The sequence below is a fragment of the Mycolicibacter sp. MU0102 genome, from assembly GCF_963378105.1.
GTDB classification, from domain to species: domain Bacteria; phylum Actinomycetota; class Actinomycetes; order Mycobacteriales; family Mycobacteriaceae; genus Mycobacterium; species Mycobacterium holstebronense.
This window is the reverse complement of record NZ_OY726398.1, coordinates 2,348,303-2,363,573: the sequence shown is the minus strand read 5'-3', so window position 1 is coordinate 2,363,573 and position 15,271 is coordinate 2,348,303. Positions and strand designations below refer to the sequence as shown.

The window sequence follows — 15,271 nt, the reverse complement described above, 5'->3', positions numbered from 1 at the left end:
AAGGTCCGTTCGGACGCAGGAGAGGAAACGGCAGGCATGACTTCGGCATCCGTCCTCGACTCCATCATCGAGGGAGTCTGCGCCGACCTTGCCGTCCGAGAGGCTGCCGTGCCCCTGGCGGAGGTCAAAGCCGCCGCCGAGGCCATGCCACCACCTCGCGACGTGATGGCGGCGCTACGTGAGCCCGGCATCGCGGTGATCGCAGAAGTTAAGCGGGCAAGCCCGTCCAAGGGCCAGCTGGCGCCCATCGCCGACCCGGCGGATCTGGCCAGCGCGTACGCCGACGGCGGGGCCCGGGCTATCAGTGTCTTGACCGAACAGCGCCGATTCAACGGGTCACTAGCCGACCTGGACGCCGTGCGTGCCGCCGTGTCAATTCCGGTGCTGCGCAAGGACTTCATCGTGCGGCCGTATCAGATTCATGAGGCCCGGGCGCACGGCGCGGACATGTTGCTGCTGATCGTGGCGGCACTGGAACAACAGGCATTGGAATCGATGCTGGACCGCACCGAGTCGCTGGGCATGACCGCTCTGGTCGAGGTACACACCGAAGAAGAGGCTGACCGGGCACTGACCGCCGGGGCCAAGGTGATCGGCGTCAACGCGCGTGACCTGACCACGCTGGAGGTCGACCGCGACTGCTTCGCGCGCATCGCGCCCGGACTGCCCACCGAGGTGGTCAAGATCGCCGAGTCCGGGGTGCGCGGCACTGCCGACCTGCTGGCCTACGCCGGTGCCGGCGCGGACGCCGTCCTGGTTGGCGAGGGACTGGTCACCAGTGGTGATCCGCGGGCTGCCGTTGCCGATTTGGTCAGTGCGGGTAAGCATCCGTCCTGCCCGAAGCCGGCTCGCTAAATGTCAGACACCGCGCAGCCGAGCATTCCGCGTGCCAGCGCCGGAATTGCTGAGCCGTCCCGCCACGAGCCCGATGCCCGCGGGCACTTCGGCGTCTACGGGGGCCGCTACGTCGCCGAAGCGCTGATGGCGGTCATCGAAGAGGTCACCGCGGCGTACGACAAAGTGCGCAACGATCGGGAGTTCCTGGACACTCTCGACAACCTGCAGACGCACTACACAGGCCGGCCCTCACCGCTGTATGAGGCCGAGCGCCTGACTGCGCACGCCGGGGGAGCCCGCATCTTTTTGAAGCGGGAAGACTTGAACCACACCGGTTCTCACAAGATCAACAACGTGCTGGGTCAGGCGCTGTTGGCGCGCTACATGGGTAAGACCCGGGTGATCGCCGAGACCGGCGCCGGCCAGCACGGCGTTGCGACGGCAACGGCCTGCGCGCTGCTCGGCCTGGAGTGCGTGATCTACATGGGCGCCGTCGACACCCGCCGCCAGGCACTCAACGTGGCCCGGATGCGGCTGCTGGGCGCCGAAGTGGTCTCGGTCGAATCGGGTTCGCAGACCCTCAAAGACGCCATCAACGAGGCCTTCCGCGACTGGGTCACCAACGCGGACCGCACCTACTACTGCTTCGGCACCGCAGCCGGGCCGCACCCGTTCCCGGCTATGGTGCGCGATTTCCAGCGGATCGTCGGGCTGGAAACGCGTGTGCAGATTCAGCAGATGGCCGGCCGGTTGCCCGACGCGGTGGTGGCGTGTGTGGGCGGCGGCTCCAACGCCATCGGCATCTTCCACGCGTTCATCGACGACCCCGCTGTTCGCCTTGTCGGTTTCGAAGCCGGCGGCGACGGTGTGGACACCGGGCGGCACGCGGCGACCTTCGCGGGCGGTTCACCGGGTGCCTTCCAGGGCTCGTTCTCCTACCTGCTGCAGGACGAGGACGGTCAGACCATCGAATCGCACTCGATCTCGGCTGGGCTGGATTACCCGGGTGTGGGCCCGGAGCACGCCTGGCTGCGTGAGACCGGCCGCGCCGAATACCGGCCGATCACCGACACCGAGGCGATGGATGCTTTCGGAATCCTCTGCCGCACTGAGGGAATCATTCCGGCAATCGAATCAGCACACGCGGTGGCCGGAGCGCTCAAGCTGGCGACCGAGCTGGGACCCGGCAAGGTCATCGTGGTCAATCTGTCCGGTCGGGGCGACAAAGACGTGGAGACCGCGGCCAAGTGGTTCGGCCTGTTCGACGAGACGGGAGACGGGTCGTGAGCGACCACTCCGGCGACCGGCTGGCCCCGCTGTTCGCCGCGTGCCGTGCCGAGGGCCGCGCCGCGCTGATCGGCTATCTGCCGACTGGCTACCCGGACGTGCCGGGCTCCATCGCCGCGTTGACCACCCTCGTCGAATCCGGTTGTGACCTCATCGAAGTCGGCGTGCCCTATTCCGATCCCGGAATGGACGGCCCGACTATCGCACGCGCCACCGAGACCGCCCTGCAGGGCGGGGTGCGGGTGCGCGACACGCTGACCGCAGTGGAGGCCATCACCAAGGCCGGCGGACGCGCCGTGGTGATGACGTACTGGAACCCGGTGCTGCGTTACGGCGTCGACGCCTTCGCTCGCGACCTGGCGTCAGCCGGTGGGCTGGGTCTGATCACCCCGGACCTGATCGTCGACGAGGCAGACGACTGGCTGGCCGCTTCCGAACAGCACGCGCTGGATCGGATCTTCCTGGTGGCGCCTTCCTCGACGCCGCAGCGTCTGTCCGAGACCGTCAAAGCGACCAGCGGATTCGTCTACGCCGCCTCCACGATGGGTGTCACCGGCGCCCGCAACACGGTGTCGAACGCCGCGCCGGAGCTGGTGGCCAGGGTTCGCGAGGTCTCCGACATCCCCGTCGGCGTGGGACTGGGCGTGCGCTCGGGCGCGCAAGCCGCCGAGATCGGTGCCTACACCGACGGTGTCATCGTCGGTTCGGCGCTGGTCACCGCACTCGCAGATGGTCTGGCCGAGCTTCGAGCATTGACGCAGGAGCTTGCTTCCGGTGTGCGTCAAAAGGTTTCCACCCAATGACGTTGGATTGGCTCACCTATTTTCCCAGTCCTGCGCGCGGTGTCTGGCACCTCGGACCGGTGCCGATCCGGGCCTACGCACTGTGCATCATCATCGGCATCGTCGCCGCCCTGCTGCTCGGTGATCGCCGGTGGCGGGCCCGTGGCGGCGAACCGGGCGTCATCTATGACATCGCGCTGTGGGCGGTGCCGTTCGGGCTGATCGGCGGTCGGCTCTATCACCTGATGACCGACTGGCGTACCTACTTCGGCGAGGGTGGCGTCGGATGGGAAGCGACGCCGCGGATCTGGGACGGCGGTCTGGGGATCTGGGGCGCGGTAGCGCTCGGCGGGGTCGGCGCGTGGATCGGTTGTCGGCGCCGAGGGATCTCACTGCCGGCGTTCGGCGATGCCGTCGCCCCCGGGATCGTGTTGGCGCAGGCCATCGGGCGCATCGGGAACTACTTCAATCAGGAGCTCTACGGCAGGGAGACAACGCTGCCGTGGGGTCTGGAGATCTTCTGGCGCGAAGACGCCGCCGGGGTTCGCGACCCACACCTGCTCGACGGCGTGTCGACCGGCGAGCTCTACAAGATCGTCCAGCCCACGTTCTTGTACGAATTGTTGTGGAACCTCGTGGTGTTCCTCGTGCTGATCTACGCCGACCGACGGTTCCGGATGGGGCACGGACGGTTGTTCGCGCTCTACGTCGCCGGCTACTGCATCGGCCGGTTCGGCATCGAGCTGCTCCGTGACGATGCGGCGACCCATATCGCCGGGATACGAGTCAACTCATTCACCTCGACGTTCGTCTTCATCGGTGCGGTGGTGTACATCCTGCTCGCGACCAAGGGCCGAGAAGATCCCGAAGCCATCCGTCGCGCTTGGCAACCCGAGGAGTCCACCGAGCAGGACACTGAGGCAGAGGCAGAGCCCGAGTCCGAAGCCGAGCCGCACGAAGTGCACGACGAGCACGACGAGTCCGACGACAAAGAGCTGGCGGCGGCCGGCGTCGCCAACGGCGTCGGCTCAGTGGTTCGGGTGCCGAAAAGGCTTACCGGCGAATCCGATTCAGCCGACACCGACGAAACCGGCGAAGCCGGCGACGACGAACCCGAGGCGACCGACGAGGAAGAGTCGGACGCGGTGGTCGCCGAGCCGGAAGCCGAGGACGACACCGAGGCTGACGAGGAGACCCCCGTCGAAGACGCCGACGAGGCCGACGAGGAGGCCGAGGACGGCAGCGACGAGGAGGAGGCCGAGGCCGAGCCGGCTGGCGACGCTGAGGACGCCCCGGAGCCCGAGGTCGCCCAGGAGGACCCAGCCGAGGAGTCGGCCGAGCCCGAAGCAGCGCCGGATGCCGACGAAGACGAAGCGGTTGATTCCGAACCGGACAGCGACGTCGCAGAAGAATCCGACGACTCAGACGACGCCGAACACCCCGACGATCCCGTTGACGAAGTGACCGACGAACCCGAAGCCGTCGAAGCCGACAACGACTCGGACGAGTCCGACGAATCAGAAGAACCGGACGCCTCGGACGAGGCTGACCAGCACTGACCGCGGGCCAGGCGCCGTACCCGGCATTTCTGGCATGCTGCAGACATGACCGTTCCGTCGTGGCCCCCACCGGGGCCGCAGGGCGGGGGACAGCCCTACCCGCCACCGCCGGGCTATCCGGGGCCGTATCCGGGCTACCCGGACGTGTGGGCGCCCTACGGCCGTCATCCGCGCACGGGCCAGCCCTATTCACCGAAGGCGAAAGTCACCGCCGCACTGTTGCAGCTGTTGGGGTTCTTCGGATTCCTCGGGTTCGGTCGCATGTATCTGGGCCAGACCGGGCTGGGCCTGGTCCAGCTGTTGATCGGTGTGTTGGCCACCGTCACGACCTACGGGCTGGGCATCGTCGTACCGTTCGTCTGGGGTGTCATCGACGCGATCCTGATGCTGACCGGGCGGGTGCATGACAAACAGGGTCGACCGCTGCGCGACGGCAGCTGATCGACCGCCGCACCCGTGCGTCACACGGTTTTTCGCTAGCGGCAACCATTCCTGAGGGAGCCGGCTCAGCCGGTCCGACTATGCTGGCGCCGTGAATAGACGCGGAAAGATCGTCTGCACTCTTGGCCCTGTGACTCACTCCGCGGAGATGGTCCGGGCCCTAGTCGACGCGGGCATGGACGTGGCTCGCCTGAACTTCAGCCACGGTGATCACAAAGACCACCAGTTGTCCTACGAGTGGGTGCGTGCCGCTTCGGATGCGACCGGGCGGGCCGTCGGTGTGCTGGCCGACCTACAGGGCCCCAAGATCCGGTTGGGGCGCTTCGCCGACGGACCCGTGTACTGGGCCAACGGCGAGACGGTGCGGATCACCGTCTCCGACTGCCCCGGGGACCACGACCGGGTGTCGACCACCTACAAGCAGCTGGCCGCTGATGCAGCTCCGGGTGACCGGGTGCTGGTCGACGACGGCAAGGTCGGTCTGGTGGTGGAGCACATCGACGGTGACGACGTGGTCTGCACGGTCACCGAGGGCGGTCCGGTCAGCAACCACAAGGGCATTTCGCTGCCCGGCATGAACGTCTCGGCTCCGGCGCTGTCGGAGAAGGACATCGAGGACCTGGAGTTCGCGCTGGAGCTCGGCGTCGACATCGTGGCGTTGTCGTTCGTGCGCTCGCCGTCGGACGTGGAACTGGTGCACGAGGTGATGGACCGAGTCGGCCGTCGCGTCCCGGTGGTCGCCAAGATGGAGAAGCCGGAGGCCATCGAGAACCTCGAGGCCGTGGTCCTGGCCTTCGATGCGGTCATGGTGGCTCGCGGTGACCTGGGCGTGGAACTGGCGCTCGAAGAGGTGCCGCTGGTGCAGAAGCGCGTCATCCAGGTGGCACGCGAGAACGCCCGCCCGGTGATCGTGGCGACCCAGATGCTCGAGTCGATGATCGAGAACTTCCGGCCCACCCGGGCGGAGGCCTCCGACGTGGCCAACGCGGTGCTCGACGGCGCCGACGCGGTGATGCTTTCGGGGGAGACCGCGGTGGGCAAGCACGCTCTAGATGCCGTGCGCACCATGAGCCGGATCATCTGTGCGGTGGAGCAGAACTCCACGGCGGCACCGCCGTTGACGCACGTGCCGCGTACCAAGCGGGGCGTGATCTCGTTCGCGGCACGCGAGATCGGTGAACGCCTGGATGCCAAGGCATTGGTGGCGTTCACCCAATCGGGTGACACCGTGCGACGGCTGGCCCGGTTGCACACCCCGCTGCCGTTGTTGGCGTTCACCGCGCTGCCCGAGATTCGCAGCCAGTTGGCAATGACCTGGGGGACCGAGACTTTCATCGTCCCGCAGGCACACACCACCGACGGGATGATCCGCCAGGTGGACAAGGCGCTGCTCGATCTGGGGCGTTACGAGCGCGGTGATCTGATGGTGATCGTCGCGGGTGCCCCGCCGGGAACCGAGGGCTCGACCAACATGATCCACGTGCACCGTCTCGGGGAGGACGACATCTAGTGCCGGCCGAGCCGAACACGGATCTCGAGGAACTGCTGGCCGTACTGGATCTCAAGAGTGTCGACGACGACGTCTTCGTCGGAACGCACCCGAGCAAGACGCCGATACGCACGTTCGGCGGTCAATTGATGGCCCAGTCGTTCGTCGCCGCCAGCCGTACCGTCGCTGAGCACCTGCCGCCCGGTGCGCTGTCGGTTCACTTCATCAACGGTGGTGATCCGGCCCGCGACATCGAATTCCGGGTGCACCGGCTGCGCGACGAACGCCGGTTCGCCAATCGCCGGGTCGACGCGCTGCAGGGTGACACCTTGATCGCCACGTCGATGGTCTCCTACCTCTCCGCCGGGAGCGGGCTGGAGCACAGCGTCGAGGCGCCCACGGTCGCCGAGCCCGAGTCGTTGCCGCGGCTGCGCGAGCTGCTCACCGGTTACGAGGAAGTCGTCCCGGGCTTCGTCAAGGCGCCGCACCCGGTCGAGTGGCGCTACGCCAACGATCCGGCCTGGGTGATGCGCGACAAGGGCGGCCAACTGGGCCACAACCGGGTCTGGCTCAAGGCCGACGGGGTGATCCCCGAGGACCCGGTGCTGCACACCGCGATGATGGTCTACTCGTCGGACACCACGGTGCTCGACTCGATCATCACCACCCACGGTCTGTCATGGGGCTTCGACCGGATCTTCGCGGCCAGCGCCAACCACACACTGTGGTTTCACCGGCCGATCCGGTTCGACGACTGGGTGCTGTATGCGACGTCGTCACCGGTGGCCGCGGACTCCCGTGGGCTGGGCACCGGACACTTCTTCGATCGATCCGGACAAGTGCTGGCCACCGTCACGCAAGAAGGCGTGCTGAAGTACTTCCCGAGCTCGAAGCGCTAGGCCGATGGCGAGAACCTGCTTCGCCCGGCTTCGCCGCGCTAGCAGTTCCCGCTAGGCCGGCATCAGCGCGGAGTCCGATTCCTCCTGCACCATGGGGGCGTCGGCACCGCTGCCGAAGGTGTTCTCGAAGTGCTCGCGGAATCGTTCGGTGCACTGCTGCTGGGCGTCGGTGTCCGAACCGGCCTTGCTCATGCACGCCACGTAGTCACCAGCGCCGGCGGTCCGCCAAATGCCGACGTAGACGAAGATGCAGCCGATACCGGCGATCACCGCCAGCGCACCCAAGACGATCCCGGCGAGTGCGACACCACCGTTGTCGGCTTCCCCGCGCTTGGCCCGGCCGCGACCGATGAGTCCGAGCACGATGGCCGCCAGGCCCAGTCCCACGCCACCGATCACCGACAACGCGGTCACGATGCCGGCGATCGCAACAATCAGGGCCGCGATGCCCGCACCGTTCTTGAGCACCGGCGGCGCCGCAGGCGGCGGATAGCCGGGGTACTGCCCGGGCGCCGGATACCCGTAGCCCGGCGGCGGGGGATAGCTGGGACCGGGCGACGGCCAGGATTGCTGAGACTCAGGCGACAGCGAGGGCATGCCGGACTCGGGCATTGAGCAGACTCCAGATCAGAGCTTCAGGCAGGTGTCAAAACAGGTCAGGACCCAAGGGTACCCGCGACTGGGTAAACAGGCCGCGGGCCGTCTGTCGCCGCTACCCGGCCGACAGCGCAGTAGCGACTTTGTGGGATGCGCTCCGAATCTTGAGCGCGGTGACGATCTCGACGATTCCGATGACGATCAGCCAGCTGCCGACGACCACCGCCAGCACCCACAGCGAGGCGAACGGCGAGGCCAGTGTCACCAGACCGGCCAGCAGACTGACCACGCCCATGAAGATCTGCCAACCCCGGCCCGGCAGCGCCGGGTCGCTGATGGCCGCCACGGCGGTCGCCACCCCGCGGAAGATGAAGCCGACCGCGACCCAGATGGCCAGCAGCAACACCGCCAGGGCTTCTTCGTCGGAGTTGAAGTGCCGGAAACACAGGACCGCCAGAATCACCGACGCGGTGCCGCTGAGGAACAGCAACACCCGTCCGCCGGCGGACATGACGGGCAGGCTGAAAGCGAAGATCAACTGCGCGATTCCGGTGACGATCAGATACACACCGAACAGCACAGCAGCGGCGATGATGGACCGGCCCGGCCAGACCAACACCAGCACGCCCAAGACGAGGGCCATGACACCAGACACCAGTGTCGACTTCCACAGATTCGGCAGCAGGCTCGAAACCGATGTTTCCATGGCCGAAGTCTGGCACAAATGCGGCGTTCCGGCCGGGTATTGGCCGCCTCAGCGGCCCGAGATGATCTGCGTGGTCTGCCGCGCGTAGACCTCGGCGAGGAACTGCTCGACGGCGACCGCTGTATGCGCAGCCCGGGGCGAGCCGAAGATGTCGAAAGCGTGCTGAGCCAAAGGCAACTCGGCATAGACCACCGGGCTCGTGCTGACTTCCCGTAGCCGGTCGGCAAATGCGCGGCCCTGCTCCACCGGCACCAACGAATCATTGGTTCCGTGCAGCACGAAAAAGGGTGGCGCGTCGGCAGACAAGTACGTCATCGGGGAGGCGTCGCGGTAGGTGTCGGGGAAGCGCCGCCGGCTCTGCTTGAACACGTAGGCCCCCAAAGCCGGGGTCAGCAACGGATGCAATCCGGTCTCACCGGTGAAGTCGTAGATCCCATAGAACGGCACCGCCGCCCGCACGCTGGTGTCGGCGTCGGCGAAACCCGGCTGGAAACGCGGATCGTTGGCGGTCAGCGCAGTCAGGGCGCACAGGTGACCACCTGCAGAGCCACCGGTCACCGCGACCCAATCCGGGTCGCCGCCGTAATCGGCGATGTGGGCTTTGGTCCAGGCCAGTGCCCGTTTGACGTCGATGATGTGGTCGGGCCAGGTGGAACGCGGGCTCAGCCGGTAGTTGATCGACACACACACCCAACCGCGCTCGACCAGGTGGGCCATCAGCGGATGTGCTTGGCCGCGTTTGCTTCCCACCATCCAGGCGCCGCCGGGGATCTGCAACAGCACCGGCGCGCGACCGTCGCGGGGCAGGTCGCGATGCCGCCACACATCGAGGGTGTTGCGGCCGCCGTACTCGCCGTAGGGGATGTCGGAGTCGGTGGCGTAGTCCTGGTAGACCCGCATCATGCGGACCACGCCGGGTGCCTTGGCGATTTCCGCGTCCGGGCCCGGCCGCTTCCACAGGTCCCGGCTTTCGGTGCGTCGTCCCGCACCCAGTTCGGCGTCCAGCGCCGCGGTCAACCGCTTATTGGCCATCCGCCCGGCATAGTTCAGCCCCAACAGGCCCAGCCAGGACAGCGCCGACAGCAGCCAGCTGATCCGCCGAACCCGCGGTGAGAGCCGCCGGCTGACCGCCGCCAACGCCGTGGATTGTCCGGCGATGAGCTGCAACGGCAGCTCCGAGGCGAACAGGCCGAAGGCGAACGCGTACAGCGACGGATAACCGCGCTTGGTCAGCGGGCGATACCCGTTGATGGTGGTGGCCAGACCGGCCAGCGAACCGAGCACGGCCAAAAGCCTTCGCATTGCGCTCCTCAGCGTTGGGGGACGACCTGCTTCGGCACCCTACCGAAACCGGCCGAACCACCCGATCTGTGCGGTCAGCCCGCTGGAGTCGCGGACAGCGATCGCGGCGCCGGACCGTGCGAGGCCGGCGGACGGGCATTGACCAGAAACCAGGTCCGCATGACGCCCTTGCCTTTGACGTCGACGTCGCCGCGCTCCTCGAACACGAAGTCATCGTTGAGGCGTTCGTGGACCGCTTGCGGCACCTGGATGCGATCCTGAGCGCCGGTCGACTCCATCCGGGAGGCCAGGTTCACCGCGTCGCCCCACACGTCGTAGAAGAACCGGCGGTTGCCGACGACTCCGGCCACCACCGGCCCGGTGGCCAGGCCGATCCGCAACGACACCGGCCGGCCCAACGGATCACGCAGCTCTGCGACGGTGGCGGCGATGTCGAGCGCCAGCCGTGCCAGCGCATGCAGGTGATCGGGTCTGGGGTCGGGAACGCCGCTGACCACCATGTAGGAGTCGCCGCTGGTCTTGATCTTCTCCAGGCCATGTTGATCCACCAGCCGGTCCAGCCCGCTGTAGAGCTCATTGAGGAACCCGACCAGTTGGCCCGGGTCGGTCTGGCTGGCCCGCCGAGTGAAGTCGGCGATGTCAGCGAACAGCACCGAGGCGTCGGGGTAGCTGTCGGCGATCACGTCCACCGCCGGGTTCTTGAGTCGGTCGGCGACCGCCGTGGGCAAAATGTTGGCCAGCAGGGCCTCAGACCGTTCGTACTCGGCCTCCATCGCCGCTTCGGCGTGGGAGATCTCGCGCAGCGCGAACCAGACCGTGGCGACCACCATGAAGCAGGCCGACACCACCACCAGCACATAGGACAGGTTGTGCAGCCATTCCGGTTGGTGCAGGTTGTCGGCCGGAACCAGGAACTGCAGGGCGATCGTGAGCGCGGCACCGATGCCGGCCACCACGGCGGCGAGCTTGATCCGGTCCACGCCCAGAATCAGCACGCTGATCGATGCCGAGGCCAGGAAATAGAACTGGATCCCCGACCCGGTGCCCACCACCCAGCAGACGACCGCGGTGGTCGAGTAGGCGATAGCGACGAAGGTCAGCGGCGCGATGAGTTCGCCATAGTGATACAGCAGCGGGGTCAGGGCCAGCGCGACCGCGGCGACGAGGTTGATCGCGCCGATCCACCAGTAGGCCGGGTCAACCCAGATCTCCAGCATTCCCCAGCCCGCGCTGATGAGCGCCGCGAGTCCAGCGGACAACTTGAGGATCCGCAGCCGCTGCGACAGCCGCGCCGCGTAATGGCGCGTGCGGGCCGGTATGCAGTGTGTGCGCCGGTAGGGACTGGAAGCCTCGGCCGGCACCGCGAGGAACCGCTTGACGGACACAAGCGACAGCCTAATCCGCTGAACTGGGCCGTCGGCGGTTTCACCAGGTCGGGGGCCTGCGTCTAGGGTCAGCGCTCATGGTGATCCGTTCCATCGCGCTGTTCGTGTTGGCTGCCATCGCCGAGATCGGTGGGGCCTGGCTGGTCTGGCAGGGAGTGCGGGAGCACCGCGGCCTGCTGTGGGCCGGCGCCGGGGTGATCGCTCTGGGGCTCTACGGCTTCGTCGCCACCTTGCAGCCCGACGCCCAATTCGGCCGGATCCTGGCCGCCTACGGTGGGGTGTTCGTCGCCGGCTCGCTGGCATGGGGCATGGCGTTCGACGGATTCCGGCCCGACCGCGCGGACGTCCTGGGTGCGCTGATCTGTCTGATCGGCGTGGGCGTGATCATGTATTCGCCGCGCTGACGCGCCTCAGCCGACGGGTTCGATCCCCGCACTTGAGATCACGAAGCCGCGGCCCGATGAGTCCACAGTGCACGTCACGCCGGTGGCTTCGGACTGGCAGTTGAACGGTCCGGCACCCGCGCTCTGGCCGAACGGAAGAATCGGTTGATCGAACGGGGGATTGGACAAGCAGTTGACGCTGTCGCGGCAGATCGACAACTCCCCATCGGCGCCCATAGACACGTGCTGCGGCGGATTCACCGACATGCAGTAAGCCGCATCGGGCAGTTCGCCTCGCCGGTAATTGATTTCGCAGTTGAACCCGGCCCGCGTCCCGAAAAACGGCACAAACGGCAGATGACATGACTCGCACTCGTCGTAGCTGGGCTCGCGAGCAAGCTCTTGCAGGGGGTCTCGTTGCAGGAGGTTGCCGCCGACGCCGCCGTCGTGGCCCGATGACGCGTCCTCGTATTGCCCGCGAGCCTTGGCCGGCACGTGCTTGTTTTGCTGCGCGTGGTTCGACGTCCACAACAGAAAGCCGACTGACACGCCCAGGAGCACTACCAGCACACCCAGCACGGATTTCCTCAATGGCCCTCCTCGGCTGCCCTGTCGCGGCGTGCCCGAGTCTAGGTTCGGCGGTGTCGGTAGGGGCGACAATGGCGAATCGTTCGGGACCCGTGGCTAGGCTTCGCGGGCAAATTGCAGGACCAGTGCCGTGATGGTGATTTCGAGTACCGAAATCGGCCGCGATGAATAGGGTGCTGCTCGTGGGATGGATGCGGATGGTGTTGGTAGGAGCCGCCACGGTGGCCTATTCGGTGGTTGGAGTGCCGGCAGCCTCAGCCGATCCCGGTATCGCCGGCGACCCAGCTACGCGTTGCCAATCGGACGCTTTCGGCACTACTCAATGGTGTGACGAGCCGATTCGGCCTGATGGCACCTGGCGGCGCTGCTGGCGCACCTCTTCCTTTTCATTTTCAAATGGCCAGGGCGGCATCGGTGGCTACGTCCCGGAAACTGGCAAATGCGTCACGATTGACGCGGACAGCATTCCGTTTGGCCAACCCGGGCACATCGACGGCTGACCGAGAATCCGGTCACGCCGCTGTTTCCGCGGATCATTCCGCACGACCTCCGGCACACGGCGGCGTCGTCGGCCTCCCACCAGCGCGAACGCCAAGACTGTCCAGACGATAATCGGCTATAGGTCGGCGGCGATGGCGCTCGAACCTCATGAGCTGCAGGAATGTTGGTGCTATTCGTGGTGCCCTCGGTGAGATTCGAACTCTAAATCGCCGTTGCTGCAACCTGCGGATGATCCGCAACAAAGCAGTTCAGGGCTAGTTTCGAGATGAATCGTGATGAATCTGGATTAGCCACGACGATCTGAGAATGTAGTCAATATGTAGTCACGCCGAACGCGCGTTCCCTTGGTCTGGGCGACATGTTGGCTGGAGTGAGCAAGCCGCGCGAGACACGCCGAACAAATGTTCGGATCAGCGGTAGCTGCGCCCTAGGATCGGCCAGGCAAACGGGCGGTGGCGTCGGCCCCGCCCAGTCCGCGGACGACAGATCGAGGATGGCATGGGCGTCGTGTTTTATGGGGCGAATCAAGTACCACTTAGCTGCCCGGGCAACAGCTTGCTAGCCCACCTGCAGGCAGCGACGAATCGACGGTTCGCTGATGGGCGCGGGTACTTTTTGTCACTGTCCGGTGTCAGCAACGACGGCGAACCACGGTGTTCCTCATACTGGATTCACCCCGCCATCCCGTTGTCGTTCTCCTACGAGACGCAGGACGACACCGGAGAGTCACCTGGGCCGGTCGTCATTGATCAGGGATTCGTCGACACGTTGCTTGCCGCCATGGACCGGGCAATCGGCGTCGTCATTGGCTTTTCAGACGAGGCGGGCAGACCTTTCCCGTTTCTGGAGGGCATCCCAGACGAGCCCCCAGCCAAATCAAACCATCGCGAGACCAACGTCGCCGAGGGCTAGCAGGCGGCAGAATCGCTGACGATGAATACGATTCATACACGGATGAATTCTCCCCTAGTTGCCGACTACGTCTTACCACTAATGATCGGCGTCTTCGATGTCAATGGTCAGCACACATTACGGGCCGAATCCGTTGAGGGGACTGGCTTCCTGATAGCTGGGGGAGACGGGCTAGGTATTACAGCTAGGCATGTCGCATTGGCTCTGACTACCCGCGCGCCGATTCCCGACCCGTGGGGTCCAGTCCCAGCCACGGAATGGCGGGCGCCGCTCGTGGCAATCTTCAGCGATGACCAGACGAGCCTACGAAGCGCCCCAATCTTGGCGGTAGAGCCGCATCCCACCGAGGACGTAGCACTGTTCCGTTTGGCCCCGGGGGACTATGCGTCGCCCTATGAGATCACCGCTGCCCACCACACCGCATCGGCCGAGTACTCACTGTGGGGTTATCCCGACGAAGTGCGCCATGATCTATTTGTTGAGGGACGGAAGGACTTAAACGTGCCGCTGGTGTACTCAGCTGGCCACGTCCGGCGGCGAATCACTGCCGAAATTCCTATCAACGCCGTCCCGGGGCGCAATTTCTACGAACTGAGCAACCCCGCGGGTTCTTGTTGCTCTGGAGCGCCAGTATCCCTCCGGCGTGATCCGTGGCGGGTGATTGGCGTATACGTCGGTGAGCGTCGAAACGAGGCGGGAACGTTCTCGGTCGGGTATGCGACTCGCGCAGAGGTCATAGCGGAACGCTGGCCACAATTGGTCGACGGTTCCGGGGATTTGTCGGAGCTGTGTCCAATCCCGCCGAATACCGGTGACTAGGTAGCTGTCGGCGCCCCACGAAGTCCAGCGCGCATGTTCGCCAGCTCGAAGCTGCCCGGGCCGCCTCCGTCGGACAGGCCCAGGGCCGTGCACACGGCGGCGTGGCCGATCGTGCCGTCGATGAACAATGCGGTGGTCACTGCCTTCACCGCCGACAAATGCCGCTCCAACAGGGTGGTGACACCGCCGGTCGCCGCTGGCCCGCCTGCTGCACACAGCGTCTTATCGTCGGATGGGTTGGCGCGCAGCTCCCGTTCAACGTCGGCGAAGCCGGGCCGGCCCCTGGCCTTGAATCGGGCCTCGGCCCAGGGCCCCGCGTAGGCGACGGCGGCGCGGGCACCATCGGGTAGCACGTCGTACTCGGTGCGGGGCTGACCGTCCACTGTGGCTAGGTGCACAGTGCCGCCGAGCAGCACCGCGGCGACCGCATGGCCCGCTTCGTGGACAGAGGCGTAGCAGCGTTGGAAGTCGGCATCGGAGAACTGGAGGGGAGGTCGGTAGGTCATCGTCGGTTCCTGGTACTCGTCGTCATAGTGGTGGCGTCACTTGACGCGGTGACGGTGCGGCCCGAAGCCAGTCCACCGCCACCGCGCCGCCCGTCCTCGCTGAACTTGGCGAATTGCTTGGCCCGGATGCGAGCGTCGGCAGCCGCGGCCTTGGCTGCACCGGTATCGAGATACGCCTCGCAGCAGGTACGGCAGCGCCAGCCGTGCTCGCTGCCCTTGCAACTCAGGCACGGCCCATCGCAGTCCCAGCAGGTTCCGGCGGGTGGCTCGGCCACCGC

17 protein-coding genes are annotated in these 15,271 nt (G+C 66.2%); 10 read left to right on the top strand and 7 right to left on the bottom strand.

What is annotated here, in order from left to right:
* The first annotated feature begins 36 nt into the window (after positions 1-36).
* From trpC to RCP37_RS11025, 7 genes are all read left to right on the top strand, one after another.
* A complete protein-coding gene (gene trpC, locus RCP37_RS11055) occupies positions 37-855 on the top strand; it encodes an indole-3-glycerol phosphate synthase TrpC (protein WP_046294534.1) in 819 nt (272 codons plus the stop codon).
* On the top strand, positions 856-2,124 hold the full coding sequence (gene trpB / locus RCP37_RS11050; protein ID WP_308486873.1) for a tryptophan synthase subunit beta: 1,269 nt from the start codon (positions 856-858) through the stop codon (positions 2,122-2,124). It begins immediately after the preceding gene.
* Complete coding sequence (gene trpA, locus RCP37_RS11045) at positions 2,121-2,927, top strand: tryptophan synthase subunit alpha (RefSeq protein WP_308486872.1); 807 nt, start codon at positions 2,121-2,123, stop codon at positions 2,925-2,927. Before trpB ends, trpA begins: the two co-directional genes overlap by 4 nt.
* A complete protein-coding gene (gene lgt / locus RCP37_RS11040; RefSeq protein WP_308486871.1) occupies positions 2,924-4,465 on the top strand; it encodes a prolipoprotein diacylglyceryl transferase in 1,542 nt (513 codons plus the stop codon). The genes trpA and lgt overlap by 4 nt, the downstream gene beginning before the upstream one ends.
* 45 nt (positions 4,466-4,510) lie before the next feature.
* On the top strand, positions 4,511-4,906 hold the full coding sequence (locus tag RCP37_RS11035) for an NINE protein (protein WP_308486870.1): 396 nt from the start codon (positions 4,511-4,513) through the stop codon (positions 4,904-4,906).
* Positions 4,907-4,997: 91 nt separating this feature from the next.
* Positions 4,998-6,416: a pyruvate kinase gene (gene pyk, locus RCP37_RS11030; RefSeq protein ID WP_308486869.1), complete on the top strand. Its 1,419-nt coding sequence runs from the start codon at positions 4,998-5,000 to the stop codon at positions 6,414-6,416.
* Entirely contained in the window at positions 6,416-7,294 is an 879-nt protein-coding gene (locus RCP37_RS11025) for an acyl-CoA thioesterase II (RefSeq protein WP_308486868.1), read from the top strand. The genes pyk and RCP37_RS11025 overlap by 1 nt, the downstream gene beginning before the upstream one ends.
* Before the next feature lie 51 nt (positions 7,295-7,345).
* Here RCP37_RS11025 and RCP37_RS11020 read toward each other — a convergent pair whose 3' ends face one another.
* From RCP37_RS11020 to RCP37_RS11005, 4 genes are all read right to left on the bottom strand, one after another.
* Positions 7,346-7,906, bottom strand: coding sequence for a DUF4190 domain-containing protein (locus RCP37_RS11020; RefSeq protein WP_308486867.1), 561 nt, complete (start codon positions 7,904-7,906; stop codon positions 7,346-7,348).
* Between the two features lie 100 nt (positions 7,907-8,006).
* Positions 8,007-8,615 (bottom strand): HdeD family acid-resistance protein, encoded by a 609-nt coding sequence (locus tag RCP37_RS11015; protein ID WP_373693149.1) that lies wholly within the window; start codon positions 8,613-8,615, stop codon positions 8,007-8,009.
* Positions 8,616-8,645: 30 nt separating this feature from the next.
* Positions 8,646-9,899, bottom strand: coding sequence for an alpha/beta hydrolase (locus RCP37_RS11010; protein ID WP_308486865.1), 1,254 nt, complete (start codon positions 9,897-9,899; stop codon positions 8,646-8,648).
* A gap of 74 nt (positions 9,900-9,973) precedes the next feature.
* Positions 9,974-11,284 carry an adenylate/guanylate cyclase domain-containing protein gene (locus RCP37_RS11005; RefSeq protein ID WP_308486864.1) on the bottom strand — a complete coding sequence of 437 codons (1,311 nt, stop codon included), beginning with the start codon at positions 11,282-11,284 and terminating at the stop codon, positions 9,974-9,976.
* Between the two features lie 77 nt (positions 11,285-11,361).
* On the opposite strand from RCP37_RS11005, the gene RCP37_RS11000 reads away from it, so the two are divergent.
* Entirely contained in the window at positions 11,362-11,688 is a 327-nt protein-coding gene (locus RCP37_RS11000) for a YnfA family protein (protein ID WP_308486863.1), read from the top strand.
* A gap of 6 nt (positions 11,689-11,694) precedes the next feature.
* Here the strand turns inward: RCP37_RS11000 and RCP37_RS10995 are convergent, their stop codons facing one another.
* Positions 11,695-12,258, bottom strand: a complete 564-nt coding sequence (locus tag RCP37_RS10995) for a hypothetical protein (protein WP_308486862.1) — start codon at positions 12,256-12,258, stop codon at positions 11,695-11,697.
* Between the two features lie 161 nt (positions 12,259-12,419).
* On the opposite strand from RCP37_RS10995, the gene RCP37_RS22230 reads away from it, so the two are divergent.
* Together RCP37_RS22230 and RCP37_RS10990 are read left to right on the top strand one after the other, a co-directional pair.
* Entirely contained in the window at positions 12,420-12,755 is a 336-nt protein-coding gene (locus tag RCP37_RS22230) for a CDGP domain-containing protein (RefSeq protein ID WP_465270687.1), read from the top strand.
* Positions 12,756-13,254: 499 nt separating this feature from the next.
* Positions 13,255-13,668 carry a DUF7882 family protein gene (locus tag RCP37_RS10990; RefSeq protein ID WP_308486861.1) on the top strand — a complete coding sequence of 138 codons (414 nt, stop codon included), beginning with the start codon at positions 13,255-13,257 and terminating at the stop codon, positions 13,666-13,668.
* Positions 13,669-14,483: 815 nt separating this feature from the next.
* Here RCP37_RS10990 and RCP37_RS10985 read toward each other — a convergent pair.
* On the bottom strand, positions 14,484-14,993 hold the full coding sequence (locus RCP37_RS10985; protein WP_308486860.1) for a hypothetical protein: 510 nt from the start codon (positions 14,991-14,993) through the stop codon (positions 14,484-14,486).
* Entirely contained in the window at positions 14,990-15,268 is a 279-nt protein-coding gene (locus RCP37_RS10980) for a hypothetical protein (protein ID WP_308486859.1), read from the bottom strand. The genes RCP37_RS10985 and RCP37_RS10980 overlap by 4 nt, the downstream gene beginning before the upstream one ends.
* Between the last annotated feature and the right edge of the window lie 3 nt (positions 15,269-15,271).